24 protein-coding genes and 1 other RNA gene are annotated in these 26,154 nt (G+C 67.2%); 6 read left to right on the top strand and 19 right to left on the bottom strand.

Translation table 11 applies throughout. The annotated features are described in order from the left end of the window. Positions 1-69: 69 nt before the first annotated feature. Entirely contained in the window at positions 70-2,838 is a 2,769-nt protein-coding gene (locus XCSCFBP4642_RS0115290) for a winged helix-turn-helix domain-containing protein (protein ID WP_029220566.1), read from the bottom strand. Between the two features lie 460 nt (positions 2,839-3,298). Beyond that, the gene (hemL, locus tag XCSCFBP4642_RS0115285) at positions 3,299-4,588 is read right to left on the bottom strand and encodes a glutamate-1-semialdehyde 2,1-aminomutase (protein ID WP_029220565.1); all 1,290 of its coding nucleotides are present in this window, start codon (positions 4,586-4,588) and stop codon (positions 3,299-3,301) included. Positions 4,589-4,890: 302 nt separating this feature from the next. Here hemL and XCSCFBP4642_RS29470 point away from each other — a divergent pair, with 302 nt between their 5' ends. Next, complete coding sequence (locus XCSCFBP4642_RS29470) at positions 4,891-8,070, top strand: outer membrane beta-barrel protein (protein WP_029220564.1); 3,180 nt, start codon at positions 4,891-4,893, stop codon at positions 8,068-8,070. Positions 8,071-8,371: 301 nt separating this feature from the next. Here XCSCFBP4642_RS29470 and thiE read toward each other — a convergent pair whose 3' ends face one another. Then, complete coding sequence (gene thiE, locus XCSCFBP4642_RS0115275) at positions 8,372-8,995, bottom strand: thiamine phosphate synthase (RefSeq protein ID WP_029220563.1); 624 nt, start codon at positions 8,993-8,995, stop codon at positions 8,372-8,374. Positions 8,996-9,018: 23 nt separating this feature from the next. Between thiE and XCSCFBP4642_RS0115270 the strand changes: the two genes are divergently transcribed. Then, positions 9,019-9,258 (top strand): rubredoxin, encoded by a 240-nt coding sequence (locus XCSCFBP4642_RS0115270; protein WP_029220562.1) that lies wholly within the window; start codon positions 9,019-9,021, stop codon positions 9,256-9,258. Between the two features lie 83 nt (positions 9,259-9,341). Here the strand turns inward: XCSCFBP4642_RS0115270 and XCSCFBP4642_RS0115265 are convergent, their stop codons facing one another. From XCSCFBP4642_RS0115265 to XCSCFBP4642_RS0115235, 8 genes are all read right to left on the bottom strand, one after another. Further along, complete coding sequence (locus XCSCFBP4642_RS0115265) at positions 9,342-10,223, bottom strand: SirB1 family protein (protein ID WP_029220561.1); 882 nt, start codon at positions 10,221-10,223, stop codon at positions 9,342-9,344. A 40-nt stretch (positions 10,224-10,263) separates the two neighbouring features. Beyond that, positions 10,264-10,713: a DUF192 domain-containing protein gene (locus XCSCFBP4642_RS0115260; protein ID WP_029220560.1), complete on the bottom strand. Its 450-nt coding sequence runs from the start codon at positions 10,711-10,713 to the stop codon at positions 10,264-10,266. Between the two features lie 380 nt (positions 10,714-11,093). Next, positions 11,094-11,741: a ribose-5-phosphate isomerase RpiA gene (gene rpiA / locus XCSCFBP4642_RS0115255; protein ID WP_029220559.1), complete on the bottom strand. Its 648-nt coding sequence runs from the start codon at positions 11,739-11,741 to the stop codon at positions 11,094-11,096. 213 nt (positions 11,742-11,954) lie between these two features. Next, complete coding sequence (locus XCSCFBP4642_RS0115250; protein ID WP_029220558.1) at positions 11,955-12,425, bottom strand: EVE domain-containing protein; 471 nt, start codon at positions 12,423-12,425, stop codon at positions 11,955-11,957. Next, positions 12,422-13,012, bottom strand: coding sequence for a 5-formyltetrahydrofolate cyclo-ligase (locus tag XCSCFBP4642_RS0115245; protein ID WP_029220557.1), 591 nt, complete (start codon positions 13,010-13,012; stop codon positions 12,422-12,424). Before XCSCFBP4642_RS0115245 ends, XCSCFBP4642_RS0115250 begins: the two co-directional genes overlap by 4 nt. A gap of 309 nt (positions 13,013-13,321) precedes the next feature. Further along, a non-coding RNA gene (ssrS, locus tag XCSCFBP4642_RS27245) (6S RNA) lies at positions 13,322-13,505 on the bottom strand. A gap of 96 nt (positions 13,506-13,601) precedes the next feature. Next, the gene (locus XCSCFBP4642_RS0115240; protein ID WP_029220556.1) at positions 13,602-13,901 is read right to left on the bottom strand and encodes a cell division protein ZapA; all 300 of its coding nucleotides are present in this window, start codon (positions 13,899-13,901) and stop codon (positions 13,602-13,604) included. Then, complete coding sequence (locus XCSCFBP4642_RS0115235; RefSeq protein ID WP_029220555.1) at positions 13,898-14,119, bottom strand: TIGR02449 family protein; 222 nt, start codon at positions 14,117-14,119, stop codon at positions 13,898-13,900. The genes XCSCFBP4642_RS0115240 and XCSCFBP4642_RS0115235 overlap by 4 nt, the downstream gene beginning before the upstream one ends. Positions 14,120-14,357: 238 nt before the next feature. Between XCSCFBP4642_RS0115235 and XCSCFBP4642_RS0115230 the strand changes: the two genes are divergently transcribed. Continuing rightward, positions 14,358-14,900: a YecA/YgfB family protein gene (locus XCSCFBP4642_RS0115230; RefSeq protein WP_029220554.1), complete on the top strand. Its 543-nt coding sequence runs from the start codon at positions 14,358-14,360 to the stop codon at positions 14,898-14,900. A 10-nt stretch (positions 14,901-14,910) separates the two neighbouring features. Further along, positions 14,911-16,242 (top strand): Xaa-Pro aminopeptidase, encoded by a 1,332-nt coding sequence (gene pepP / locus XCSCFBP4642_RS0115225; RefSeq protein WP_029220553.1) that lies wholly within the window; start codon positions 14,911-14,913, stop codon positions 16,240-16,242. Between the two features lie 302 nt (positions 16,243-16,544). On the opposite strand, the gene XCSCFBP4642_RS0115220 is transcribed toward pepP, so the two are convergent. From XCSCFBP4642_RS0115220 to rph, 8 genes are all read right to left on the bottom strand, one after another. After that, positions 16,545-16,943: an XVIPCD domain-containing protein gene (locus XCSCFBP4642_RS0115220; protein ID WP_029220552.1), complete on the bottom strand. Its 399-nt coding sequence runs from the start codon at positions 16,941-16,943 to the stop codon at positions 16,545-16,547. A gap of 28 nt (positions 16,944-16,971) precedes the next feature. Then, the gene (gene pepQ / locus XCSCFBP4642_RS0115215) at positions 16,972-18,297 is read right to left on the bottom strand and encodes a Xaa-Pro dipeptidase (protein ID WP_029220551.1); all 1,326 of its coding nucleotides are present in this window, start codon (positions 18,295-18,297) and stop codon (positions 16,972-16,974) included. 61 nt (positions 18,298-18,358) lie between these two features. Beyond that, on the bottom strand, positions 18,359-18,706 hold the full coding sequence (locus XCSCFBP4642_RS0115210) for a PilZ domain-containing protein (RefSeq protein ID WP_029220550.1): 348 nt from the start codon (positions 18,704-18,706) through the stop codon (positions 18,359-18,361). Then, positions 18,703-21,105: a DUF1631 domain-containing protein gene (locus XCSCFBP4642_RS0115205; protein ID WP_029220549.1), complete on the bottom strand. Its 2,403-nt coding sequence runs from the start codon at positions 21,103-21,105 to the stop codon at positions 18,703-18,705. The genes XCSCFBP4642_RS0115210 and XCSCFBP4642_RS0115205 overlap by 4 nt, the downstream gene beginning before the upstream one ends. A 319-nt stretch (positions 21,106-21,424) precedes the next feature. Further along, the gene (gene hemW / locus XCSCFBP4642_RS0115195; protein WP_029220548.1) at positions 21,425-22,582 is read right to left on the bottom strand and encodes a radical SAM family heme chaperone HemW; all 1,158 of its coding nucleotides are present in this window, start codon (positions 22,580-22,582) and stop codon (positions 21,425-21,427) included. Positions 22,583-22,598: 16 nt separating this feature from the next. Further along, the gene (gene rdgB / locus XCSCFBP4642_RS0115190; protein ID WP_029220547.1) at positions 22,599-23,198 is read right to left on the bottom strand and encodes an RdgB/HAM1 family non-canonical purine NTP pyrophosphatase; all 600 of its coding nucleotides are present in this window, start codon (positions 23,196-23,198) and stop codon (positions 22,599-22,601) included. Beyond that, positions 23,195-23,587, bottom strand: a complete 393-nt coding sequence (locus XCSCFBP4642_RS0115185; protein WP_029220546.1) for a VOC family protein — start codon at positions 23,585-23,587, stop codon at positions 23,195-23,197. Before XCSCFBP4642_RS0115185 ends, rdgB begins: the two co-directional genes overlap by 4 nt. Beyond that, positions 23,584-24,309, bottom strand: coding sequence for a ribonuclease PH (rph, locus tag XCSCFBP4642_RS0115180; RefSeq protein WP_029220545.1), 726 nt, complete (start codon positions 24,307-24,309; stop codon positions 23,584-23,586). Before rph ends, XCSCFBP4642_RS0115185 begins: the two co-directional genes overlap by 4 nt. A gap of 105 nt (positions 24,310-24,414) precedes the next feature. On the opposite strand from rph, the gene XCSCFBP4642_RS0115175 reads away from it, so the two are divergent. Together XCSCFBP4642_RS0115175 and gmk are read left to right on the top strand one after the other, a co-directional pair. Continuing rightward, positions 24,415-25,275: a YicC/YloC family endoribonuclease gene (locus XCSCFBP4642_RS0115175; protein WP_029220544.1), complete on the top strand. Its 861-nt coding sequence runs from the start codon at positions 24,415-24,417 to the stop codon at positions 25,273-25,275. 152 nt (positions 25,276-25,427) lie between these two features. Further along, a complete protein-coding gene (gene gmk / locus XCSCFBP4642_RS0115170; protein WP_016903572.1) occupies positions 25,428-26,039 on the top strand; it encodes a guanylate kinase in 612 nt (203 codons plus the stop codon). Positions 26,040-26,154 lie beyond the last annotated feature (115 nt).

The raw sequence follows: 26,154 nt of genomic DNA, 5'->3' as shown, positions 1-26,154 counted from the left end.
GCAGCACTCACGCGCTGCGAGCGCAGGCGCCGCCGTCCGTGAAGACGCAGGTCGGGCAAGCTCCACCACTCAGCGGGGCGCATCTTCTGCTTGCTGGGGATCCTGGCCGTGCAACACGCCCCGTTGCTGAGCCTGTGCCAGCGCACCCTCGCGGCTGCGTGCATTGAGCTTGCGATACAGGTTCTTGAGGTGGAACTTGACGGTGTTCTCCGACAGGTGCAGGTGGCGGGCGATCTGCTTGTTGGAATAGCCGCGTGCCAGCTGCGCCAGCACTTCCAGTTCGCGCTCGCTGAACATGTCGCTGGCCGGGTCTTCGTCGCCGCTGAGCCGTTCGAGCAAGGCCTGGATGGTCAATGCACGCGTGGTGCCGCCAACGGTGTGCGGGTCGTGCTGGCGCAGCGACCGCAGCATCGCCTTGGCTGGCAGACCCAGCTCGACGATGGCCTGCCAGCTTTGGGTCAGCGCTACGTGATCCAGTGCGCTGTACAGCGGCGGCAGTGCCTCGAGCAGTTCGCCGCGCTGCTGCAGCACCAGTGCGATGCGCGCACGGGTGCGCGCGAGGTGGCAGGCATTGTCGTTGCTCAGGCAGGCTTGCTCGATCTGGCCAAGAATGCTCAGCGCCGCACTGCTGCGCCCGGCCAGCCGATGCCAGCGCGCCAGCGCAAAGCCCATTGCGGCGCGGTCGCGCCAGCGGTGCGCGGCGCGCAACGTGTGGGCCAGGCCGGATTCGCCGCCGGTGCGGGCGATCAGCAGGTCGATGGCCGTCGTGCCGGGGTGCTCCAGCAGCACCATCAATCGCCACGCAGCGGCCAGTTCGGACAGCCGCGCCAGCTTGCGCTCGTGGGCAATCTGTTCGATGTGTTCGAGCAACCCCAGGGCACTGCGTCCGCTGCGATCGCGCACGCGTTCCAGGCCCAGTGCGGTGTCGTAGGCAGCTGCCAGGACATCGGCGCTGCCATCGTGTTGTTCGAGCAGTTCCAGCGCCGGATGCAGCAGGTCGGCCGCATCGTCGTGGTGGCCACGCTCGTAGTGCAGCTGCGCAAGCAGGCACTGACCTGCGGCTTGCACTACACGGTCCAGCTTTGGTGAGCGGGCGCAGCACTGCAGGGCTTGCTGGTAGCAGGCTTCGGCGTCGCCGAGCTGGCCGCGGTAAAACAGACTCTGCCCCAGCGACAGCAGCGCCTGGCTGGCACCGAGATCGCTGCCGCCGCGGCGCATGGCATCGCGTGCGGCCAGTGCATGGCGCTCGGCAACTGCAAAGGCGCCTTGTGCAAGCGCGGTGTTGGCGCAGATGCACAGCAGCATCCCGCGGCCCAGGTGGTCGTCTTCGTCCAGTGCGCCGGCCTGCGCGGCGATCTGGCTAAGGCCGTGTGGATTGCCGCAGATTTCATCCAGGCGGTCGCGCAGCAGCGCCACCACCACCGTGTAGTCGCGCTGCAAGGGCTCACGCAGCGCCGCCGGGAAGTCGCGGAAACGTTCCAGCAGCAGACGCGCATGGCTGAACTCGCCGAGCCTTGCGTGCAGATGCGCCTGGGTGAGATTCAGCGCCGGGGTGTCGCGGATGGTGCGGTGTTCGAAATGCCGGAGCAGTGCGCGGACTTCGTGTGTGCCGTGGGTCAGCACCAGTTGCCAGGTGCCGGCACGCGCGATGTAGCTGGCGGCCAGGTCGCCGCACTCGCCACGTGCGGCATGCCGTACCGCGTCGGCCAGATGCTGGTGCTCGCCACACCAGCGCGCCGCGCGTTGGTGCAGGTGCACGGCCTGGCCGGGATGCTCGCGGTCGAGCAGTTGCTGCAGGAAGTCGGCAAACAGCCGGTGATAGCGGAACCATTCGCGCTCGCCGTCCAGCGGCACCAGCAGGCCATGGAAGTGTTCCAGGCGCGCCAGCAGGCGACCGCTGTCCTCGCGCTGGCGCAGTGTATCGGCAAGGGACGCATTGATGCGTTTCAGGTGGCTGGTGCGCAGCAACAGGTCGCGCGTGTCCGCATCCAGATCGTTGACGACCTGTTCGGCCAGGTAGGCGGCGATCTGCGCGCTGCGGCCGGAGAAGCGCGCCGTCACTTCCTGCTGGCGTTGCGCATCGCCTTCCAGCCAGAGCCGGGCCAGGTGCAAGGCCACTGGCCAGCCCTCGGTGTAGCGCAGCAAGGCATCCACCATCGGTGCAGGGATCTGCGGTCCCAGCAACGTGCGCGCCTCGTCTGCGTCCAGTGCCAATTGCACGCTGCCAAGGCGGCTGAGTTGGGCTTGCAGATCCAGGCGCGCCAGCGGCAGTGCCGGGATGCGGCGGGTGGCCAGCAACAGATGCAGCCGCCCGCCGCCGTGTTCGATCAACCGCAGCACCAGTTCATCGACCGATGCGCTGCCGACCCGGTCGTAGTCGTCGAGAATCACGCTGATCGGACGCGGTGCGTTGCGCAAGGCGCGGATCAACAGGGGGACGGCGTTGCGTGGGTCCTGGTCGCAGCCGTGCAGCACGCTGGCGCACAGTGCGGCATCCGCGCCCGCGTGCTGCAGGGCCAGGGCAAGATGGCCGAGGAAGCGCGCGGCATCGGCGTCTTCCTCATCCAGCGACAGCCACGCCACGGCCATGTGCTGGCTTGTCTGCAGACGGGCATGCCATTGCGCCAGCACAGTGGTCTTGCCGAAGCCGGGGGGCGCCAGCAGCAGGGTGAGCGGGCGTGCCCGCGCCCGATCCAGTGTGCTGAGCAGTGCCTCGCGCAGCACCGCGCCCGGGCGCGGCAACGGTGGCTCCAGCTTGCCGGCAAGCAGCCAGTCGGGAAGAGGATGGTCGCGCGACGGTGACGGGCGCGGAGCGAGCAACGCAACAGGCTCGAGCATGAGGCGAGGGCGGCCGTGGCAAGCATCGGCAGCGCGCCGGCTCGATGCGCTGCATGACAGGATGAAACAGCGGCGACGGCCAGCCTGTCACGGCGAAGGCGACAACGGCGGATCGGCTGCTTCGAGGGTCCCCACCCATGCCCGTCCGTGAGCACCTTTCAGAAAGGTATGACAGCCACACGACAAAAGCAAAGCGTGTTGCGCCGGGTTGGCGCGTTCAGCGTGACGAATGCGTCGGCCCGTGCGCACGGTCAAGGCGCGTCAGAGGTCGCCTGGCTTCGGTGGCGCGCATGCACAGATACCACGGCACAGCGTCACCGGCACGCGGTCACGGACTGCTTGCAACGCCCACCGCCTCGCAGTTGCTGCTGCCGCGAACGAAATCGATCACGCCGCACCGCAGACCCGCAAACCTGCAACGCCCCGCACTCACCGATTCCCCATTCCCCACTCCCAGCTTTCAGCGCGCCACGTCGGCAAAGGCCTCGCGCGCGGCCGCCAGCGTGGCATCGATCACTGCCGCATCGTGTGCGCTGGACATGAAGCCGGCTTCGTACGCCGACGGCGCCAGATACACGCCCCGCTGCAGCATCGCGTGGAAGAAGCGATTGAAGCGGGTGATGTCGCAGGCGGTGGCCTGGGCGTAGCTCTCCACGATCTCGTCGGCGAAGAACAGCCCGAACATGCCGCCCACCTGGTTGGTGGTGACCGCAATGCCGGCCGCACGCGCGGCATCTTCCAGCCCCTCGCACAACGCGCTGGTGGCCTCGCTCAGGCGAGCATGGAAGCCCGGCGCCTGCACAAGCTCCAGCATCGCCAGGCCCGCGGCCATGGCCACCGGGTTGCCCGACAAGGTACCGGCCTGGTAGATCGGCCCGGCCGGGGCAATCTGCTCCATCAGCTCGCGACGGCCGCCATACGCGCCCACCGGCATGCCGCCGCCGATGATCTTGCCAAAGGTGGTCAGGTCCGGCGTCACCCCGTACAGCGCCTGCGCCCCACCCAGGGCGACGCGGAAACCGGTCATCACCTCGTCGAAGATCAATAGCGCGCCATGCCGCGTGCACAGCTTGCGCAGGTGCTGCAGATAGCCGGCCAGCGGCGGAATGCAGTTGGCGTTGCCCACCACCGGTTCGATGATCACCGCCGCCACATCGGCGCCGATCTCGTCGAACAGGGCGGTAGCGCCTTCGAAATCGTTGAAGCTGAGCGTGGCGGTCAGTTCGCTCAGGCCCGCCGGCACGCCCGGCGAGGTCGGCACGCCCAGGGTCAGCATGCCGCTGCCGGCCTTGACCAGGAACGAGTCGCCGTGGCCGTGATAGCAGCCTTCGAACTTGATGATGCGGCTACGCCCGGTCGCGCCGCGCGCCAGGCGCACCGCCGACAGCGTGGCCTCGGTGCCGGAATTGACCATGCGCACCATCTCGCAGGAAGGCACCAGCCGGGTGATGGTGTCGGCCATGGTCACTTCGGCCGCGCACGGCGCACCGAACGACAGCCCGTCACGAATGGCGCGTTCCACCGCCTCGCGCACCGCCGGGTGGTTGTGGCCGGCGATCATCGGGCCCCACGAACCCACGTAGTCGATATAGCGGTTGGCGTCGACATCGTACAGATACGGGCCGTCGGCGCGCGCCACGAAGAACGGCTCGCCTCCCACCGACTTGAACGCCCGCACCGGTGAATTGACGCCGCCGGGCAGCAGTGTCTGCGCCTGGGCCAACAGGGCGTGGGAGCGGGTGTGGTTCATGCGCGCAGATCCTTGAGGAATACCGATGGGAGCATCGATGCCCGGTAGCGGGCATCGCGTGCGCCATTGTCAGGCCTGCAGCCTCGCGCGCCTACCCGGCAGAGGCCCGCCTACCCGTCGGAGCCGGCGGGTAGGGCAACCCGGCTGCCTATGATCGAACGCAACGGTCTCGACGGTTGGGCATGAGTTGATGGCATGCGGTCATTGGCGCCCTGCTGCGAATGTTCAGAAAGTGTGATTCCGGTGGCCGTTGGCCCCGTTCATTGGTCGCCTGGCGACAGTTCCAGACTTGGGGAGAAAGCATGAACCGTAGTATCCAGAAGCGTGCCCTGGCGTTGGCCCTGGTGGTGGCCATCGGTAGCGCACACGCGCAGTCGACCACCGGCAGCATCGTCGGCAGCGTGGGGCAGGGCAACGGCACCAGCGTGGTGGTGGAAAACAACAGTGGCCTCCGTCGCGAAGTGCCGGTGGATGCGCGCGGCCGCTACACCGCCGGCAACCTGCCGCTGGGCACCTACAAGGTGACGGTCAAGCGCGACGGCGCGGTGGTGGAAACCCGCGAGAACGTCGCCATTACCGTCGGCGCCAACACCGACGTCTCGTTCGCCGCCAGCGCCGCGGGGAGCGGCGTGCAGACCCTGGACAGCGTCACCGTCAATGCCGCCAGCCTGGCCAGCATCGACGTCAGCAGCGTGGATACCCGCACCGTGGTCACCGCCGAGCAGCTGGCGCAGCTGCCGTTGGGCCGCACCGCCGAAGCGATCGCGCTGCTGGCGCCGGGCGTGGTGGTCAACAGCGGCGGCTTCGACAACGGCCCGCTCGGCGGCTCGCTGCCCAGCTTCGGCGGCTCGGCCGCCAGCGAAAACGCCTACTACCTCAACGGCTTCAACACCACCACCATCAGCAACAACCTGGGTGGCCTGACCCTGCCCTACGGCGCCATCGACCAGCAGGAAATCTTCACCGGCGGCTACGGCGCGCAGTTCGGCCGTTCCAATGGCGGCGTGATCAACCAGATCGGCAAGCGCGGCACCAACGAATGGAAGTTCGGCGCCGCCGTCATCTGGGAGCCCAACGGCTTGCGTGCCAACCAGCGCGACATCTACTGGCGTCCGGACAGCCAGGCCAGCACCGTCAACAACGCCGCCTACCGCTACGCGCGTGCGGCCAACGGCCTGTACCAGCCGGCCAGCGAAGCCGAAGCCAACCAGACCACCTACAGCGCCTATGTCGGCGGGCCGATCATCCAGGACAAGCTGTTCTTCTTCCTGGCCGCCGAGCAGGTGGATTCGGACGGCGTGCGCGTGGGCACCAATCGCGACACCGACAACGGCCGCACCGGCGGCCTCACCGATTACGACTACAAGCAGAAGCGCTGGTACGCCAAGGTGGACTGGAACATCACCGACAACCACCTGATCGAGGTGACCGGTGCCAGCGATGAGGCCGAGACCAACGGGTCGATCTACCGCTACGACTACGTCAATCGCCAGCGCGGCAGTTATTTCACCGACGAATCCACCTGGAAGACCGGCCCGACCCTGTTCACCGGCAAGTACACCGGCTACCTCGGCGACAACCTCACCGTGACCGCGCTGTACGGCAAGATGAAAACGCCCGATGAGCTGACGCCCTTCAACTACAACGCGGCCGGCGGGCCGGTCATCAATAGCGCCGCACTGCAGAATCCGGCCTACACCGGCGGCACTCCGCGCATCGGCAACCAGCTGGTGACCTCGGTCAGTTCGCCCGACCGCGAGTACAAGAAAGACAATCAGCGCCTGAATCTGGAATGGCGCATCGGCCACCACACGCTCAACTTCGGTATCGACAACCAGAAGTCCGAAGGTATCGACGTAGGGTCGGTGCTGTCCGGCCCCGGCTTTGCGTGGACCTACGGCCAGACCAACGATCCCAACGGCCTGGCCACCGGCGGGCTGGTCAGCCAGTCGGCCAACGAGGCCGGCGGCATCGGCGCACCCAGCCCGGGGTTGGTGGATCCGGTCAACGGGTCCAGCGGCTACTACGTGGTGCGCAACATCAACACCAGCCTGTACTCGTACGAAGCAAAACAACGCGCGTACTACATCGAAGACAAATGGCAGGTCACCGACAACCTGCTGCTCAGCCTGGGCCTGCGCAAGGACGAATTCACCAACTACACCCCGTTCGGCGATCCCTACATCGAAGTGGACAATGCCTGGGCGCCGCGCCTGGGCTTCAGCTGGGACGTCAACGGCGATTCCAGCCTGAAGGTATTCGGCAACCTCGGCCGTTACTATCTCGGCCTGCCGCTGTCGGCGGTGAGCCTGTTCACCCCGGCCACCACCACCGACACCTACTTCACCTACAGCGGCATCAATGCCGACGGCACGCCGATTCTGGCGCAGCAACTGGGCTCGGCGGTCTCCGCCAATTCGCGCTTCGGCCGCATTGCCGACGTGCGCACGGCCGTGGCCAAGGACATCGAAGGCGAGAACCAGGACGAACTCATCCTCGGCGTCACCAAGCAACTCGACAGCGGCTGGGTGCTGGGCGTGCGTGGCACGCACCGCCGCCTCAATGCCGGCATCGACGACCAGAACTACGATGTCTCCAATACCGCGCTGATCGACGCGGCGGCCGCGCAAGGCGTGACCATCGATTTTTCGAAGGTGGCTGGCGCGTCGCTGATCAATCCCGGCCAGACCAACACCTGGGGCGTGATCGGCACCGATGGCCAGTTCCACGAAGTGTCGGTCAGCCGCGAGGCGGCGGGCTTTCCAAAGCTCAAGCGCAACTACTCGGCCGTGGAATTCAACCTGGAGCGGCCGTTCGACGGCCAGTGGTACGCCAAGGTCAACTACGTGTGGTCGCACAGCTACGGCACCACCGAAGGGCAGGTGCGCTCTGACCTGTGGCGCACCGGCGGCGCACTGGGCAGCTACCAGGGCCAGGCCTCGGTATCGACCACGCAAAGCTGGGACCACCCGGCGTTGATGGAGCACTTCAACGGCGATCAATCCAACGATCACCGTCACCAGCTCAAGGTGTTCGGCTTCTACCAGTTCACTCCGCAATGGGGTGCGTCGGCCAACTTCAGCCTGATCTCCGGTGCGCCGCGCAACTGCCTGGGCAATTACTACGGCACCGAATACAGCGGCCGCGATCCGGCCGGCTATGGCGGCAGTGCAATCACCGGCGGTCCGTACCACTACTGCTACAACCCGGAAACCGGCACCGGGGTGGCATCGCCTCCGGGCTCGCAGGGCCGGCTTGGCTGGATCGCCCAGCTCGACATGGGCGTGACCTACAAGCCCTCCTTCGCCGACGGCAAGCTGGCCTTGCGCTTCGACGTGTTCAACCTCACCAATGAGCAGACCGCGACCAATATCTACCCGTTCTCGCAGTTGCCCGACAACACCACCAATCCGTTGTGGAACCAGGTCGTGGCCTATCAGGCGCCGCGCTCTGGCCGGGTGACCCTGAGCTACGACTTCTAACCGGATCAAGCGACAAAGGCAGTCCCGGCAGCGACGCGTGAAAGCACGCGTCGCTGTTTTTGTTTCGGGAGATGGCTTGGCTGACGACGCGGTGTCTTTTGCTCTTCAACAAAAAACACCAGCCAACTGTCTGGCGTGGCGTCCTCGCCGATTGCGGGACCGGGACCGCCAAGGGTCCTGCGATGGTGGGCGGGCATGGGCCCGTCACGATGGTCGGTGCACTTGGTGCAAGCAAGGCATTCAATCCTGCGCGAGCGGCGTACGCTGCAGCCAGCATCGATCGTCATCATCGTTTGCAGCACTACCACCCAAACCCGGCGCGATACGCCTGCACTGCAGCGACCGGATCCGGCGCCGCATACACCCCGCTGACCACGGCAATCAGATCGGCGCCGGCAGTGACGAGTTCGGGCACCTGTGCAGGTGCGATACCGCCGATCGCCACCCGCGGCAGTCCCAGCTCTGCCGTCTTCTGCAATAGCGCAGGGGTGGCGCGCCGGGTGGTCTGCTTGGTGGTGGTAGGGAAGAATGCGCCGAACGCCACGTAGCTGGCGCCGGCAGCCGCTGCGGTGCGCGCGCGCGCGATCTCGTCGTAGCACGACACCCCGATGATGGCCTGCGGCCCCAGCGCGGCGCGTGCGGCCGCCACCTCGCCATCGTCTTCGCCAAGATGCACGCCTTGCGCGCCGACCTGCGCGGCCAGCTGCGCATCGTCGTTGATGATCAAGGGCACGCCATGCGCCGCGCAGGCCTCGCGCAGGGCGCTGGCCTGGCGTAGCCGTAGCGCCGCATCGGCCTGTTTGTTGCGGTATTGCAACCAGGTGATCGCCGACAACAATGGCGCGGTGCGCAGCAGCAGGCGCTGGGTGTTGGGCTCGTCGGGGGTGATCAGGTACACGCCGCGGGCGTCAAGGCGGTTGGGCATGGCAGCGCTTCCGAAAGCGGTGGATGGAGTGGGACAATGTATCCCCACCGTCACGTGACCGCGATTATCCGATGAGCGACACATCCACGACCATCTACCGCACCTGGATGTGCGTCGTCTGCGGGTTTCTCTACCACGAGGCCGACGGCATTCCCGAAGAAGGCATCGCGCCCGGCACCCGCTGGCAGGACGTGCCCGACACCTGGACCTGCCCGGACTGCGGCGTCACCAAGGACGACTTCGAGATGGTGGAGATCGACTGAGCGCTTGCCCGCCCGGATCGGGTATCGATCACGGGCGGCAGCGCCACGCTGCGGCGGCCAAGCGGATCGCGATGCAGGCGGGCTCAGTGCGCGCGTGAGCGCTGGCTGTTCAACTCGACCAGATGCTCGTGCAGATTGCCTGCGTCCTGCGCGCCTGGATTGAGCAGCAGGTAACGCGACAGATCGTGGCGTGCGCCGTTGCGGTGGCCCAGATGCAGGTAGGCCATGCCGCGATCGCGCATGGCCTCGGGTTGGTCCGGTACCAGCTTCAGGATGCGGTCGGCGCTGCGCGCGGCGCGGTCCCAATGCTCGGCATCGGCATACACGCCGTGCAGGTTGCGCAGGATGCGGATCAAGATCGCGCGGTGCGGGGCGGGGTCGAGAATCTGCGCCAGCGCACGGTCGTCGGGAATTTCTCCCCCCAGATGTGGGCGGGCGCGTTCGCGCAGCTCGTCCACGCCCAGCGGACGGCCGCCGTTGAACGGGTCCATCACCAGCACGCCGTCGTCCACCGGCAGCCGCACCAGGAAATGCCCGGGAAACGACACGCCTGCCAACGGGATACCGAGCCGGCGCGCCACTTCGATCTGCACCATCGCCAGCGAAATCGGATTGCCCAGCCGGCGCTCGAACACCTGGTTGAGATAGCTGTTACGCGGGTCGTAGTACTCGTCGTGATTGCCCGAATAGCCCAGCTCATCGAACAGGTAGCGGTTGACCGCGGCCATCTTCAGCGGCCACAGGTCGATCGCGTCCACTTCGCGGCGCAGATGCTCGACGTGGCTCTGCACCAGCGTGTCATACAACTCGGCATCCAGTTGTGGATACTCGTCGCGCGCAATCAGCAGCGCGGTGGACATCAACGGCACCGCATCGTCGTCCAGGCTGGCAAGCGCGGTCCAATGGGGAAGTGGGAGCATGTCGACCATGCCGACAAGAGTGTCGGCAAGCGGCGCGGGGTTCAAGTCCGGTACTTCCTGACAGGAGACACCGCATCGCTGTGAATCACTTCAGCTCGGGAATATCCGGGCCGAAAACAAGCTCGGTGCCATCCTGGAGGTCGAGCTTGGTGGCCTGGCCGGCATTGAGTTCCAGCACGTAGCGGGCCGGCGCCTTGCTGGGATAGGGCGGGCAGGCATCGCCGCCGGCCGAACACGGCGGCACATCGCGCTGCTGCGACACCAGCCGGCGCTGGTCGTCGAAATACAGGATGTCCAGCGCGATCTTGGTGTTCTTCATCCAGTACGCCAGCGGTTCCTGACGGTCGTGGATGAACAGCATGCCGCGGTCTTGGTCCATGGCATCGCGGAACATCAGGCCCTGGACGCGGTCGGCATCGTTCTGCGCCAGTTCCACCTGGTAGCGCGTGCCGGCCAGTTCCACCCACGAGCCGCGGCTGGCGCAGCCACCAAGCAACATCAGGCAGGCAAGGGCGAGAAAGCGGACAGGGCGCATGCGGCAGACCAGCGAGACAGGGGATGGCGCACCATCTGCCATGCGCCGGCGTGCGTCAAGCCGTTGGCATGCAGTTGCAGCCGGGCCATGCGAGTCCGTGTATCGCCAGGTGCAGGCAGCGTGGTGCGAAGCGTGCAGCATGAACGTCGGAGTTCGCAGGCGCGGCGGTCGCTGCTGCCTGCGCGTGTGCAGGGTGTTTGCCGGCATGCAGCCTGCGTGCGGTGATCGCCCGGATGGCCTCGCAACGGCCTGGCCTAAGGGGAGATGCAGAAGGCACCATCGCAGGCGCCTGCGTGTGCAGGCCGGTGGGTTGGCGCCAGGCCGCGTTGCTGGTGTCCGCGCATCGCAGGGGCGCGCGACCATGCTGCACGCGGCGTGCGTCAGAGCACGCGCGGCGGCTCGCCACCGACGATCACCACATCGGCCGGGCGGCGCGCGAACAAACCCACGCAGACCACGCCAGGGATCTGGTTCAAGCTGCGCTCCAGCGCCACCGGGTCGGTGATCTGCAGGTTGTGCACATCCAGCACCACGTTGCCGTTATCGGTGACCACGCCGTCGCGCCACACCGGCTGGCCGCCGGTCGACGCCAGGATCTGGCGGGCCACCAGGCTGCGCGCCATCGGAATCACTTCCACCGGCAGCGGGAACTTGCCCAGTACCGGCACCTGCTTGCTCGGGTCGACAATGCAGATGAAGCGCTCGCTGGCCTCGGCGATGATCTTCTCGCGCGTCAGCGCCGCGCCGCCGCCCTTGATCAGGCAACGGTTTGGGTCGCACTCGTCGGCGCCATCCACATACAGCGACAGATTGCCGGTGTGGTTGAGGTCCAGCACCTCGATGCCATGCTGGCGCAGCCGTGCGGTGCTCTGTTCGGAGCTGGACACCGCGCCCTTGATGCGATGGCCGATGCGGCCCAGCGCATCGATGAAGTAGGCCACCGTCGAGCCGGTACCCACGCCAACGATCATGCCGTCTTCCACGTAATCGATCGCCTTCTCGGCGGCCAGGCGTTTTGCTTCGGACATGGGCAAGGGCTCGGGATTGGGGAATCGGGAATCAGGAATCAGGAATCAGGAATCAGGAATCAGGAATCAGGAATCGGGAATCGGGAATCGGGAATCGGGAATCGGGAATCGGGAATCGGGAATCGGGAATCGGGAATCGGGAATCGGGAATCGCAAGAGCGGCTGGGCTGAGGCGGGATGTGCAAATCTCAAATCCCGACGCTCTGTTCCCGGCTACTCCATCGCCAGCAACAGCTTCCACTGCGCGGCGGTCACCGGCAGGATCGACAAGCGATTGCCGCGCGCGATCAGCGGGAAGCCTTCGCCCAGCGCATCGGCGTGTTGCTTGATTTCATCCAGCGAAATCGTGCGTTTGAGTTTGCGCTCGAACGCCACGTCCACCAGCATCCAGCGCGGGTCTTCGCGGCTGGCCTTGGGGTCGTGGTAGTCGGAAGTCGGATCGAACTGGGTGTCGTCCGGGTACGCGGCGCTGGCCACCTTGGCGATGCCGACGATGCCGGGCACCTTGCAGTTGGAGTGATAGAAAAACACGCCATCACCCACGTGCATGCCATCGCGCATGAAGTTGCGCGCCTGGTAGTTGCGCACGCCATTCCACGGTTCGGTGCCGACGCGTTCCAGATCGTCGATGGAAAAGGTGTCCGGTTCGGACTTCATCAACCAGTAGCGCTTGCGGGCAGTCATACGGAAACGGCGTCGTCGTTCAGGAGAGTGGCGTGTTCGGTGCAGATGGCATCCACCGCCACGTCCCAGGGTTCGGTCGGCAGCGCAGGCACCTGTTGCGCGGCGAAGCCGACGCCGACCAGCCAGGGCGGCGGCGCCTGGCGATGCCGGAACGCGAAGCTGCGATCATACCAGCCGCCCCCCATGCCCAGCCGCCGACAGCCCGCGTCAAAGCCGGTGAGCGGGGTGATCACCAAGGCCATATCCTCCGGTGCCAGGGTGTCGGCGCGGGCCACATCCGGCTCCGGGATTCCGTAGCGGTTGCTGACCAGCCCCTGGCCCGGCCGCCATGGCGCAAAGCGCAGCACGCGCCCGTCCAGCATCGGCAGGCAATAGCGCAGGCTCGCCGGCAAGCTGAGTTGCCAGCGATGCAGCGCGATCTCGCCATCCATCGCCCAGTACCCCGCCACCGCGCCGGTTTGCGGCGCAAACGGCAGCGCCAGCAAGCGCTCCGCCAAGGCATCGGCAGCGGCCAGGCGCTGCGCGGCCGGCATGCTGCGCCGCTGCGCGCGCAACTGTTGGCGCAACGCCTCTCGATTCTCGGTCATCGGTGTCTCGCAGCGGTGTGGGAGCCGTAGTGTCGGTGGCAGGCCTCCACCTGCCTAGCGGCGCGGCCGGATCGGCGCGATGTGTGCCGCACCTGCTGCACGCTGCGTTGTCGCATGTGTCGTCGTTGCGGATCGCTCTTGTGGCACGTCATGTCATTGCATCGCTTACCCGGGGTCATGCGTGGGTGCTCATGAACGCGGTCGTGCCAAAGGCCATGCGCCCGCCTCAGCGGCAGGCAATGGACATACAAATAGACAAATGGCGGACGCACAAAAAGAAGCGACGCCCAAAGGCGCCGTTTCAGATTTGCATTCTCCGCCGTGACGATGCGGGCGAAACGACCTTGAACCCGGGGTTCAAGTGGGGACGTTGTGAGGCCATCGGGCTTCCCGCTACAAGGCGGACTTGCACACCCGGCTTCGTCGCGCCCCCGTAGTCGTAATTAAGGGACAAGGCGAATGTTTTGCACGCTGTCGTTTACAGCAGAGAACGCAAGCGAAGTATAGACCTCTGACGCGCGATGGCTAGCCCATTGGTCGATGCGCGCGTTCGAAAGTTCATCTTTGCGACGACAGTGCGACGTGCGCCTCAACGCGACGTGTCGGCCACGCTGTCCAGGCGGCGATTCAAGGTGTCCAGCGTGGTCGCCAATTCACGGTCGTACAGCGCCTGCTGGTCGCGCAGTTGCTGCAACTCATGCGCCAGGTTGAGCGCCGCCAGCACCGCGACGCGGTCCACCGCAGCCATGCGGTTGCTGCCGCGGATCTCGCGCATGCGCAGATCCAGCAGGCGCGCAGCGGCAGTCAGGCTCTCGCGTTCTTCGGCGGTGACGCCCACCGTGTATTCACGATCCAGAATACGCACGCTGACCGGTTCGTTGTTGCTCACGTGTGCTGCTCCAATGACTTCAACCGCGTGATCATCGCTTCCACGCGCGAGCGCGCCTGCTCGTTCTTGGTCAGCAACTGCGAACGCTCGCCGATCAGCTGCTCCTGCTGGTGTCGCAGGCTGCGGTTTTCGTCGGTCAATCGTTGAGTACGCTCGACCAACGCCTCCACGCGAGCGGCAAGTGCGCGGATCTGGGCGAGGGCGGCGGGGTTGTCCATGCACTCACGATAGGGGGGCGTGCGCGCGGCGGTCAAGCGCTCGATTGACCGCCGGCGGTACCCCGCAAGCGCAAGCCTGCCAAGGCCTGGCGTCACGCGGTCCCGGCCTGGCGCGGTGGGCGTGGAACGCTGCATGGAACCACGTGATGGCGGCGGAAGGGGAGGGCACCTTGGTACACTGGGAAGTCACATCGCCCAGCGTGCGTGGGCTCCTTACTGCTCTTAACTGGATGACTCGATGGATCTGCCTGACGTGACCGCTGTGCAAACCGAAAGCCGCCAGCTCGCGCTGGCGTCCTCTGCGGCGGAACTGCATGGCGGGCTGTGCGGGTGGCTGTCTGGCGGCGGTGCCGACAGCGCCGACTGGCTGGCACGCATCCTTGCCGAACCCTCCCAGGTGGCGCCAAAGCAGGGCGGCGCGCTGGATCAGCTGCGGCAGGCCACGGTGGCGCAGCTGGAAGATCGCGACTTCGCCTTCGAACTGCTGCTGGTTGAAGACGGGGCCCCGCTGCCGGCACGCACCGATGCCTTGTTCGACTGGTGCCGTGCGTTCCTGGGCGGCTTCGGGCTGGCCGCGCAACAGCGCCCGGCGCTGACCGAGGAAGGCGAGGAGGCGTTGCAGGACCTGGCGCGTCTGGCGCAGGCATCCAGCGAGGATTTCGATGCCGGCGAGGAAGACGATACCGCGCTGGCCGAGATCGAGGAATTCGTGCGCGTGGCGGTGCTGTTGCTGCATGGCGACTGCGTGATGGGGCCGCGTTTCCGCCAACGTCTGAACTGATCGTCGCGCTATGAAAAAGCTCACCGGGATCGGCGCGGCCGAATATGCGCGCCGGCGCAAGCAGCTGATGCAGATGGCCGGCGAGCACGCCATCCTGATCCTGCCGGCCGCGCCCGAGCGCGTGCGCAGCCACGACACCCATTACCCGTATCGACAGGATTCGGACTTCTGGTACCTGAGCGGGTTTCCCGAGCCCGAAGCGGTGCTGGTGCTGGTGCCCGGCCGCAAACATGGCGAGGCGATCCTGTTCTGCCGCGAGCGCGATGCCGAGCGCGAAGCCTGGGACGGCCCGCGCGAAGGACAGGAAGGCGCGGTGGAGCGCTACGGCATGGACGATGCCTATCCCATCGACGATGTGGACGAGATCCTGCCGGGCCTGCTCGAAGGCCGTAGCCGTGTGTACTACCACTTCGGCCGCGACGTCGATTTCGACCTCAAGCTGATCGGCTGGCTCAAGCGCGTGCGCGAGCAGGTGCGCCACGGCGCGCAGCCGCCGCACGAATTCCTGGAGCTGGGACACCTGTTGCACGAGCAGCGCCTGTTCAAGTCGCGCGACGAGATCGCGTTGATGCAGCAGGCGGCCGACATCAGCGTGCGCGCGCATCGTGCAGCGATGCGGCTGGCGCGCCCGGGCGTGCACGAATACGCGTTGCAGGCCGAGGTCGAGCGCGAGTTTCGCGCCGCCGATGCGTGGCCGGCGTATGGCAGCATCGTCGGCACCGGCAGCAATGCCTGCGTGCTGCACTACCGCGCCAATGCTGCACGCAGCCGCGACGGCGAGCTGGTGCTGATCGATGCCGGCGCCGAGTACCGCGGCTATGCTGCCGACATCACCCGCACCTTTCCGGTCAATGGCCGCTTCACCCCGGCGCAGCGTGCACTGCACGATCTGGTCGGTGCCGCGCAGGCCGCTGCGCTGGCGCAGGCGCGTCCCGGCGTGGCCTACGAGGCGGGGCATCTGGCCGCGGTGGAGATCCTGACCGAAGGCCTGCTGCGCCTGGGCCTGCTCACGGGCAAGCTGGAGCGCATCATCGCCGAAGGCCATTACACGCGGTTCTACCGGCACAAGACCGGTCACTGGCTGGGCCTGGACGTGCACGATGTCGGCGACTACAAGCTGGCGGGCGAGTCGCGGCTGCTCGAACCGGGCATGGTGTTCACCATCGAACCGGGGCTCTATGTGTCCGCCGACGACACCTCGGTGAATGCCAGGTGGCGCGGCATCGGCATCCGCACCGAAGACAACGTGCTGATCACCGCCGACGGCCACCGCGTGCTGACCGATGCCTTGGCGCGCAGCGCCGATGAGATCGAGGCGGAGATGGCCGCCGCCGGCGCCTGAGCGGTTGGTCCGGTGCGGTCAGCGTGCCTGGGTCGCGGTGATGGCGTGCGGGGCGCGTACCGTTCGCCGCCGACGGCGACCGCCGACTTGCCTCCCAGTGAATCCAGCGGAGATGGCCGGCGCCCAGACCCGATACCGCTGCCACATCGGGGGGGCAGGGCGCCTGTGGTCGGCAAGTGCGCACGCCGCCCCGATGCACGCGCCGCTGGGTGCGATGCGGACGCGTGGATGCCGCGCCTCGCCTGCCCATCTTTGCTGTTCGCCGCGATCAGTGCGGCGCCAGCTGCGGCGCCTTGCGCGGGCTACTGCCCCAGCTGCGGCGTCTGGCTGCGCTCTGGCTGCTGTGCCTGCTCGCCGGGGCCGGTGAGTTGGCGGGTACGCTCGAACGACTGCGCTTCGGGTGTGCTCAGGGCCTGCTCGGTCTTCATGTGCGCGCGCAGATGCACCGGGTTGGTTGGCTCGCCCTGCACCACGAACACATGCTCGCCGCCATGCACGCCGGTGCTGTTCGCCTCACTCATCAGCACGTGATCCACGCGCGACAAGCCGTTCTCCTTGGCCAGCGGCAACAGCGCGGCGGTGAGCCGCGCGCTGGCCTGATCGGGGGCGCGTCCGTGCGCGGCGTCGATCGCGTGCACGCCGCGTTCGATCTGCTGATACATCGGATGATCTGGATGCGAGGCCTGACGTGGGTCGTTCATGGGAATGCTCCGTGTGGCACAGGGCCGGTCATGCGGCGGCAAAGACCGGGCGGGTCAGGTTTTCCGGCGCGTCATCGGTACACACCACTTCGTCTTCGATGCGGATGCCGCCATAGGGCGTGAACTGTTCCACGCGCTGCCAGTCGATGCTGGCGGCGTGGCCATTGCGTTTGACTTCCTGCAGCAGCATATCGATGAAATATACGCCCGGCTCGATGGTCACCACCATGCCCGGTTCCAGCACGCGGGTCAGGCGCAGATACGGATGGCCTGCCGGCCGCTCGATGCGTCCGCCCTGGTCACTGGCGGCAAACCCCGCCACATCGTGCACCTGCAGGCCGATCAGGTGACCCAGGCCGTGCGGGAAGAATGCGGCGCTGACGCCGGTGGCTAAAGCAGCCTCGGGCGAGACGGTGAGGATGCCGAACTCCTTGAGGATGCCCATCAATGCCAGATGCGCGTCCACATGCAGCTGCTTGTAGTCCACGCCGGCACGCACGCTCTGGCCCATGCGCACCTGCGCGGCGTCCACTGCCTCGATCAGCGCCTGGAACTCGCTGCCGGTATCGGCGGCGTAGGTGCGGGTGATGTCGCTGGCATAGCCATAGGCCGAGGCGCCGGCATCGATCAGAAAGCTGCGCAGCGGTTGCGGCGGTTGCTGGCCCAGCTCGGTGTAGTGCAGCACCGCGCCGTGTTCGTTGAGCGCGACGATGTTGCCGTAGGGCAGCTCGCTGGCATCCTGGCCCACCGCGGCGCAGTACGCCATGTGGATGCCGAATTCGCTCTGGCCGGCGCGAAATGCGGCCTCGGCGGCGCGGTGGCCGCGCACGGCCAGTTGCTGGGCGATGCGCATCAGCGCCAGTTCGTACGGCGTCTTGAAGGCGCGCTGATACTCCAGGCAATCGAGCACCGGCTGCGGGGTGTTCGGCACGTAGGCGCCGAGCGCGCTGTGCGCCTCGCCCAGGATGGCGCAGCGTTCGCTGCGCGCGGGCAGCAGCGTCAGCGCCTGCTCGGGTGTGCGGATGATGTGGATATCGCAGTGCTCCACCCACCAGCCGCTCGGTGCGTCGGGCACCACGTGCCAGTAATCGAGCGGCTGATGGAAGATCACCGTCGGGCGCTGGCCTGGCGTATAGACCAGCCAGCTGTTGGGCACCCGCGTCAGCGGCACCCAGGCCTTGAACTGCGGATTCACCGCATACGGGTAATCGCGGTCGTCGAACACCTGATAATGCAGGTTGCCGCTGGGCACCACCAGATGATCGAAGCCGCCGCGCTGCAGCGCCTGATCGGCGCGCGTGGTGAGCGTGCGCAGGTGGTCGGAATACAGGCGGCTGAGGGACGGCTGGGGCATGCGGGACTCGATCGGCGATGCAAAGGCAGAACGCGATTTTGCCGCAAACCCGGTGACGCGGTCAGCCCACCATGTGTTCTTCGGCGATCCAGGCGCGCAGGCGCAGGCGATGCGGCTCGGACATGCTCAGGAACCGGAAGCCGGCCCAGGCCTGGCCGGGCGCGTGCGCCGCGTCCGACCACAGCAGGTGCACGCCGACATCGATCTCGGTGGCGCGGCCAATCCGCTCGGGCAGGCTGAAGCGCAGCTGGTACAAGGCGTCGTCGTGCAGCGGAACCGAGGCCAACACCAGCATGCCGGTTTCGGACACGTTGCCGACGCGGCCGATCTGCGCCTCGCTGAGCATGTCGATGACCGGCACCAGGTCGCTGGGTTGGCGGCGCGGCGCGCGGCGGGTGTCCTGGATCATGGGCTAGCCTCTGCGGGGGAGTGGCCGGCCAGGCTGCGCAGGGTCCGCACGGTGGCGTGCCAGGCGCGATCGATCAGCCGCGATTTTTCTTCCACCAGCAGCCGCGCCTGACCACTGGCCATCAGCCGTGCCAGGCCGTCGAGCGAGTGGTCGCCCACCTTCTGCCCGCGGTGATTGACGAACAGCGCGTGGTCGGTCATCGGGCTGTACCAGGACAGCCGCTGCCGGCGCAGGTCGCCCTGCTGGTTGATGGTGAATTCGAACCAGGTACCGAACGGCAGGCTGCGCAGCTGCGTGTAGTACTCCTCTTCCGCCGGCGTGCGCGGCGCCGTTGCCGGCGTGCGCGCTGCGCCCTCGCCCTGGTCGCCCAGCCGTGCACGTGCCTTGAGCTTGGCGGTGAGCTCGGTGCGCGAAGTGAGTTCGTCCTCGCCGCCGGGCGTGGACAGGCGGCGCGCGATCGCCGCCGCTTCGTCGTGGTGGTAGCCGACCTGCAGCAGCGCGGTTTCCACGTCGGTGGCGAGCGCGGTGTCGATGGGCTCGCCCTTGCTGCGGCAGGTGACCTCGGCAATACGCGCGGTCAAGGCCTGGCGTTCGTCCCATTCGGGCGACTGCTCGCCCTGGCGCAGCAGGGTGAGGGTGAGCACATCGGACCAGGCCTGGCGCAGCAGCGACTGCACGAACCGTGGCGGTGCGCTGCCTTCGCACACTTCCTCGATGCGGGCCTGGGCTTGCTGCTTGGCCGATTCCAGCCGCTCCTTGCCGCGGGCGGCATCCACATGCCGGCGTTCGGCAACCTCGGCCTTGCGGCTGAGCGTGCGCAGATGGGCCTGGATGTCGTCGTTGGCGGCGGCAAACACCGCTTCGTCACCCTGGTAGGTGTCGACGATGCGGTCGACCGCGCTGCTCAGCTTGTGCAGCAGCTGCGGGTCGATGTCCTCTTCGCCCAGCCACACCGCGCCGGACTCGGCCACGGTGTTGAGCAGCTCGCGCACCGGGTGTTGGTCGCGCACGAAGAAATGCGTGTCGGCCAGCGCGGCGCGCACCACCGGAACCTGCAATTTGGCCAGCAGCGCCTGCGCCGGGGTGTGCTCGCGGACCTCGCGTTGCATCTGCGCATACAGCAGGCCGAGCAGGTCGAAGGTGTCGGTGTCCTGCGGCGACAGCGCCGCGGTAGGCCCATGTTGGGCACGCAGCACCTCCAGCACCCGACGCTGGACCGCATCGATACCGCTGGCTTGCGAAGCCGGGTTTGCCTGCGCGCGCAAGGCGCCTTGCAGGCTGGCCAGTGCCTCGCCGAGCGCGGCCTTGGGCACGGCAGCCGAGGCCGCCGCAGCGGGCGACGTGGCGGGCTGTGCCGCGGCGGCCTGCACCAGGCTGCCCGGTGCGGCGCCCCGGTGGGCGTTGCCGGCGACCTGTGCCTGGCGTGCCGAGGACATCAGGCCACCGAGCGCCTGAGCGGCATCGGCCAGTGCCGGTGAGCCGGCCACTGCACCATTGGTCACGGCAGCCGGTGGTGCAGCGGCTGCGCCCTGCGGATCGAGCAGCGCGCTCTGCCAGGCGGTCGGGGCGGATGCGCCACTCCAGCCGGTGGCCGGCCACCCTGCACGGTGTGCGTTGCCGCGCGCAGTAGCCTCCTTGGGCGTGGTTGCAGCAGCCGGGGCCGTGCGCCGGGTCTGGACCTGGGTGGGTTTGACCAGATACGGGTGATAGATCAGCCCCGGCAGGATGCCCTCGTGTTCCAGTGTGCTGTTGGCGCGCTCGAACAGATCGCCCAGTCGGTCCACGACCTGGCGCTCGAAGACCTTGTACAGGGTCAGCTGCCCATCCAGGTTGAGCCCGAGCGCGTGGCCGCACTCGCGCAGGATCCGGCACAGCGCGTACGGCCCGAGTGGCAGGGCTTCCAATTCGAATTCGGGCACCGCGCCGATCACCGCCAGCCGCTGCGCGAGCAGTTGCAGTGCATCGGCGCGCCGCGAGGTTTCGCGCCGGGCGATCTCGCTGAGCACGATGTCGCGGTCGATATCGGTGTCTTCCACCAGCGTGAGCATCTGCGGATGCGCCGACGCATCCGGCGGCGGCATCAACGCAGGGCGTGTGTGCAGGGTGGCCAGGTCCTGCGCCAGTTCCTGCAGGAAGCGCTGTGGAAAGCGGTCGACGTGATCGCGCAGCCCGCGTGTCTGCGCGTAGGTGTCGGCCTGGATCTGGCTATTGCGCGCATGTTCTGCCTGGTGCAGCAGCTCGCGCTCCAGCTCGACGATGGTCAGCCGTAGCGGCCCGCCAAGCGCCTGCATGCAGTGCGCATGCAACATGCCGAGCAGGCGCCGGCCGCGCGCGGACACGGGCGCTTCGGCGATCGGGCCGCTGAGCGTGGGCTGCAGGGAAGAGGCGGGCGTGGACATCCGGGGGCGGGCTCGGTTCGAAGCGTGAGCTATGTAGCATGTTTTTCCGTCGTCCAGCGAACCGGCGTGCATCGGCTGGCGTACTGCGTGTCTCTACAGGCGGCGATGACTCTAGCCACGCAAGGTGTGCTGCCTGCGGCCGCCGGGCAGGCCGCTGCAGTTGTTGCGCAGTCGCCAGGCAGGCGCGGCCGGTACCGATCTGCAGACGCGTGGATGCAGCGTCATGCCGCCGCCAGCTGCATCTGGCGAGTGGTGATCCTGCAGCCGTGCATTCGCCGTTCCTGCGTGGCGCAGGCAGCTCACCTGTGCGCGGTGGCAATCAGTCCAGGAACAGCTCGACCACGTCGTTGGTGAAACGGCGGCCCAGTTCGGTGGGCAGCAGGCGTTCGTCGTGCTCGACCAGCCAACCCTGCGCCAGCGCACGCGCCAGCGGTGCGGTAATCGCCGAGGCCGGCAGCCCGGTGCAGGCTTCGAAGTCGCCCAACCGGAAGCCTTCGTGCAGCCGCAGCAGGTTGAGCATGTATTCGAACGGCAGCCGTTCGCGCGGCACGATGTCGACGCCGCCGATCGACGCCGCCGTGCCGGCGCCGGCCAGATAGCTTTGCGGATGCTTGTGTTTCCAGCGGCGCAGCACCTGTTGCTGCGCACCGGAGCTGATCTTGCCGTGCGCCCCGGCGCCGATGCCCAGGTAATCGCCAAAGCGCCAGTAATTGAGGTTATGCGCGCATTGCCGCCCGGGCCTGGCGTAGGCGCTGACTTCGTACTGCGCATAGCCGGCCTGGGCCAGCAACCCTTGGCAATGTTCCTGGATATCCCAGGCCGCATCTTCGTCGGGAATGCCCTTGGGCGGCCGCGCGAAGAACACCGTGTTCGGCTCCAGCGTGAGCTGGTAGTGCGACAGATGCGTGGGCTGCAGCGCGAAGGCGCGCTCCAGATCGTGCTCGGCCTGGGCCAGGGTCTGCTCTGGCAGGGCGTACATCAGATCGATGTTGACATTGTCGTAGCCGGCATCCTGCGCCAGCTTGATCGCACGTTCGGCCTCGCCGCTGTCGTGGATGCGCCCCAGCCGTTGCAGCGCCACATCGTCGAAGCTCTGCACGCCGAAGCTCAGCCGGTTCACGCCCGCTGCGCGGTAGTGCTCGAAACGGCCATGTTCGGCGGTGCCCGGGTTGGTTTCCAGGGTGATTTCCAGATTCGGCGCAAACCGCAGCCGCGCCGCGGCCGCCTGCAGGAAACGGTCGATCGCCGCCGGCGGAAACAGGCTGGGCGTGCCGCCGCCGAAGAACACCGAATGCACCACCCGGCCCCAGACCAGCGGCAGATCCGCATCCAGATCGCGGATCAGCGCATCCACGTAGTCGTCGAACGGCAACGCGCCATTGGCCGCATGCGAATTGAAATCGCAATACGGGCATTTGCGCACGCACCAGGGCAGGTGCACGTAGAGCGAGAGGGGCGGTGGAATCAGGTCGGGCACTGCGTCAGGCCATGGTTCACAGCGACAGGGCGTGCAGCTTGTGCTGCAGCGTGGCCAGCGCCACTGCGCGATGGCTCAGGCGATTCTTCAGATCGCTGTCCATTTCTGCTGCGGTCAGGCCATGCACCGGGTCCAGGAACACCGGGTTGTAGCCGAAGCCGCCATCACCACGCGGTGCAGTGGTGATGACGCCTTCCCAGCTGCCTTCGGCGATCAGCGGTTGCGGATCTTCCGGGTGACGCAGCAGCACGATCACCGCGTAAAACCGCGCGCTGCGGCGCTCGGCCGGCACGGCGCGCATAGCGTCGAGCAGCTTGGCGGTGTTGGCCTGCGCATCGGTCGGGCTGCCGGCATAGCGGGCGCTGTACAGGCCGGGCGCGCCGCCGAGCGCATCGACGATCAGGCCCGAGTCGTCGGCCAGTGCCGGCAGGCCGGTCACCGCGCTGGCGTGGCGGGCCTTGATCAAGGCATTCTCGACGAAGGTCAGGCCGGTTTCCGGCACGTCGTCCACGCCCAGCTCGCCCTGCGCCACGATGCGCAGCGGCAGGTCGGCCAGCATGGCGCGCAGTTCGTCCAGCTTGCCGGCGTTGCCGCTGGCCAATACCAGTTGTTTCATCGCTTGGGCTCCAGCAGATCCCACCGGGTGCCGTACAGGTCGCGGAACACCGCGACCGTTCCATACGGCTCCTGGCGCGGGGGTTCCAGGAATTGCACGCCATACGCCTGCATCGCCGCATGGTCGCGCCAAAAGTCGTCGGTGTAGAGGAAGTGATCCACCCGTCCGCCGGTCTGGTCGCCGATGCGCGCCTGCTGCGCGGCATCGGATGGCTGCGCGAGCAGCAGGGCGGCATCGTCCGCGCTGCCCGGGCCGATCACCACCCAGCGCTTGCCATCGCCCAGCGCTCGATCTTCGATCACGCGAAAACCCAATGCGCCGGTGTACCAGGCGATAGCCGCGTCGTAATCGGCGACCAGCAGCGTGGTCAGGGCGATGCGCCGCTTCATCCGGCCAGCGCGGCGCGTTGCAGCGCGAATAGCTCGCTCACGCCTTTTTCGGCCAGCGACAGCAGCGCATCGAGTTCCTCGCGGCGGAAAGCGTGGCCTTCGGCGGTGCCCTGCAGCTCGATGAAGCCGCCGCCATCGTTCATCACCACATTCATGTCGGTATCGCAGTCGCTGTCTTCGGGGTAGTCCAGATCCAGTACGGGTGCGCCGCGGTAGATGCCGACCGACACCGCCGCCACCGCACCGATCAGCGGGTGCTTCTTGATGTCGCCACGCTTGAGCAGCAGGTTCACCGCATCGGCCAGTGCCACGTAGGCACCGGTGATGGCGGCGGTGCGGGTGCCGCCATCGGCCTGCAACACGTCGCAGTCCAGGGTGATGGTGCGCTCGCCCAGGGCATTGCGATCCACGCAGGCGCGCAATGCGCGGCCGATCAGGCGCTGGATTTCCAGCGTGCGCCCGCCCTGCTTGCCGCGCGCGGCCTCGCGGTCGGAACGGGTGTGGGTGGAGCGCGGCAGCATGCCGTACTCGGCGGTGACCCAGCCTTCGCCCTTGCCGCGCAGGAAGTTCGGCACGCGGCTGTCCACGCTGGCGGTGCACAGCACGCGGGTGTCGCCGAAGCTCACCAGCACCGAGCCTTCGGCATGGCGGGTGAAGGAGCGTTCGATGCGCACCGGGCGCAGCTGATCGGCCATGCGGCCGCTGGGACGGGAAAAGGTCATGCGATGGATCCGGAAGTCGGGAGGTGGTCTGTCGGCGCGTGGCGGGCGGTCAGCCAGCGCGGGCGGCTAGAGTACCATTCGCGCTTTGATGGCACGGGACTGACGATGATCCGAAGCATGACCGCATTCGCCGGCGGCGAACGCATCACGCCCTGGGGGACGCTGGGCTGCGAGCTGCGCTCGGTCAACCACCGGTTTCTGGAGGTCGGCATCCGCCTGCCGGAGGAATTGCGTGCGCTGGAGCCGTTGCTGCGCGAACGCGTGGCGGCCAGGAACAGCCGCGGCAAGCTGGACCTGACGCTGCGCCTGCGCGCGCCGGAGCATGCGCAGAGCCTGGCGGTGAACGAAGCGCTGCTGCAGGAACTCGGCGCGCTCGCCACTCGGCTGGATGCGAGCTTTCCCAGGTTGCAGGTGGGCTTCACCGAGTTGCTGCAACTGCCCGGCGTGCTGCAGGTGCAGGACGTGGATGCGCCGGCCCTGCAGGCGCAGGCGCTGGCGCTGCTGGACGAAGTGGTGGACAGCTTCGTGGGCGCACGCGAGCGTGAGGGCGCCAAGCTGGCCGAGGCGATCGGCGAGCGGGTGGATGCGATCGAACGCATTGCCGCGCAGGTGCGCAGCCTGATCCCGGCGATCCGCGAAGGCCAGCGCGCCAAGCTGGCCGCACGCCTGGCCGACCTGCCGCATCCGGTGGATCCGGGTCGCGCGGAGCAGGAACTGGTGCTGTGGCTGCAGAAACTCGATGTGGACGAGGAACTGGACCGGCTGTCCAGCCATATCGGCGAGATCCGCCGCGTCCTCAGGCAGCGCGAACCGGTGGGCCGCCGCCTGGATTTCCTGCTGCAGGAATTCAACCGCGAGGCCAACACGCTCGGCTCCAAGTCGGTGGACAGCCGTACCTCCAACGCCGCGGTGGATCTGAAGGTGCTGATCGACCAGATCCGCGAGCAGGTGCAGAACATCGAGTAGCCGGGATGTGTGATTGGGGATTCGGGATTGGTGGACGGCAAATCCCGCGCCTCTGCGGGCTGCGCTCAATCCCGGTAGCATGTCGACCCCGGTGGTACCGGTCCGCAGTCCGTTCGCGAATCCCGACTCCCCAATTCCGAATCCCTGATCTTATGCGCGGCACCCTCTATATCGTTGCGGCCCCCTCCGGCGCCGGCAAGAGCAGCATCGTCAACGCCACCCTGGCGCGTGATCCCAAGATCGCCTTGTCGATCTCGTTCACCTCGCGCGCGCCGCGGCCGGGCGAACGGCATGCCGAGCACTACCATTTCGTCTCCGCCGACGAGTTCCAGGGCATGATCGAAGCGGGCGACTTCTTCGAATACGCGCTGGTGCATGGCGACTGGAAGGGCACCGCGCGGCAGTCGGTGGAGCCGCAGCTGGCCGCCGGTCACGACGTGCTGCTGGAGATCGACTGGCAGGGCGCGCGCCAGGTGCGCCAGAAGGTACCCGACGCGGTCAGCGTGTTCATCCTGCCGCCGTCGCGCCAGGCGCTGGACGAGCGCATGCGCAAGCGCGGCCAGGACAGCGAGGACGTGATGGCGCAGCGTCTGGCCGCTGCCCGCGAAGAGATGCTGCATTTCGAAGAGTTCGATTACGTCATCATCAACGAGACCTTCGACACCGCGGTCTCGGAGATGTGCGCGATCTTCACCGCCAGCCGGCTGCGCCGGCAGGCGCAACAGCAGCGACATGCGGCGTTGATCCGGGCCTTGCTGGACTGAGCGGCTCAAATCCCTGATTCCAAAGGAAACTGAATAGGCCAAGGTTGCCGTGACGGCGGCCGGGGCGTACACTCCGCCCCTTTCCCTCATTCGATGCGCGGCCGTTGCCGGTCGC

The organism is Xanthomonas cassavae CFBP 4642 (assembly GCF_000454545.1).
Classification (GTDB): Bacteria; Pseudomonadota; Gammaproteobacteria; order Xanthomonadales; family Xanthomonadaceae; genus Xanthomonas; species Xanthomonas cassavae.
Note: the sequence above shows the minus strand (reverse complement) of the source record. Positions and strands in the feature narration are given on the sequence as shown.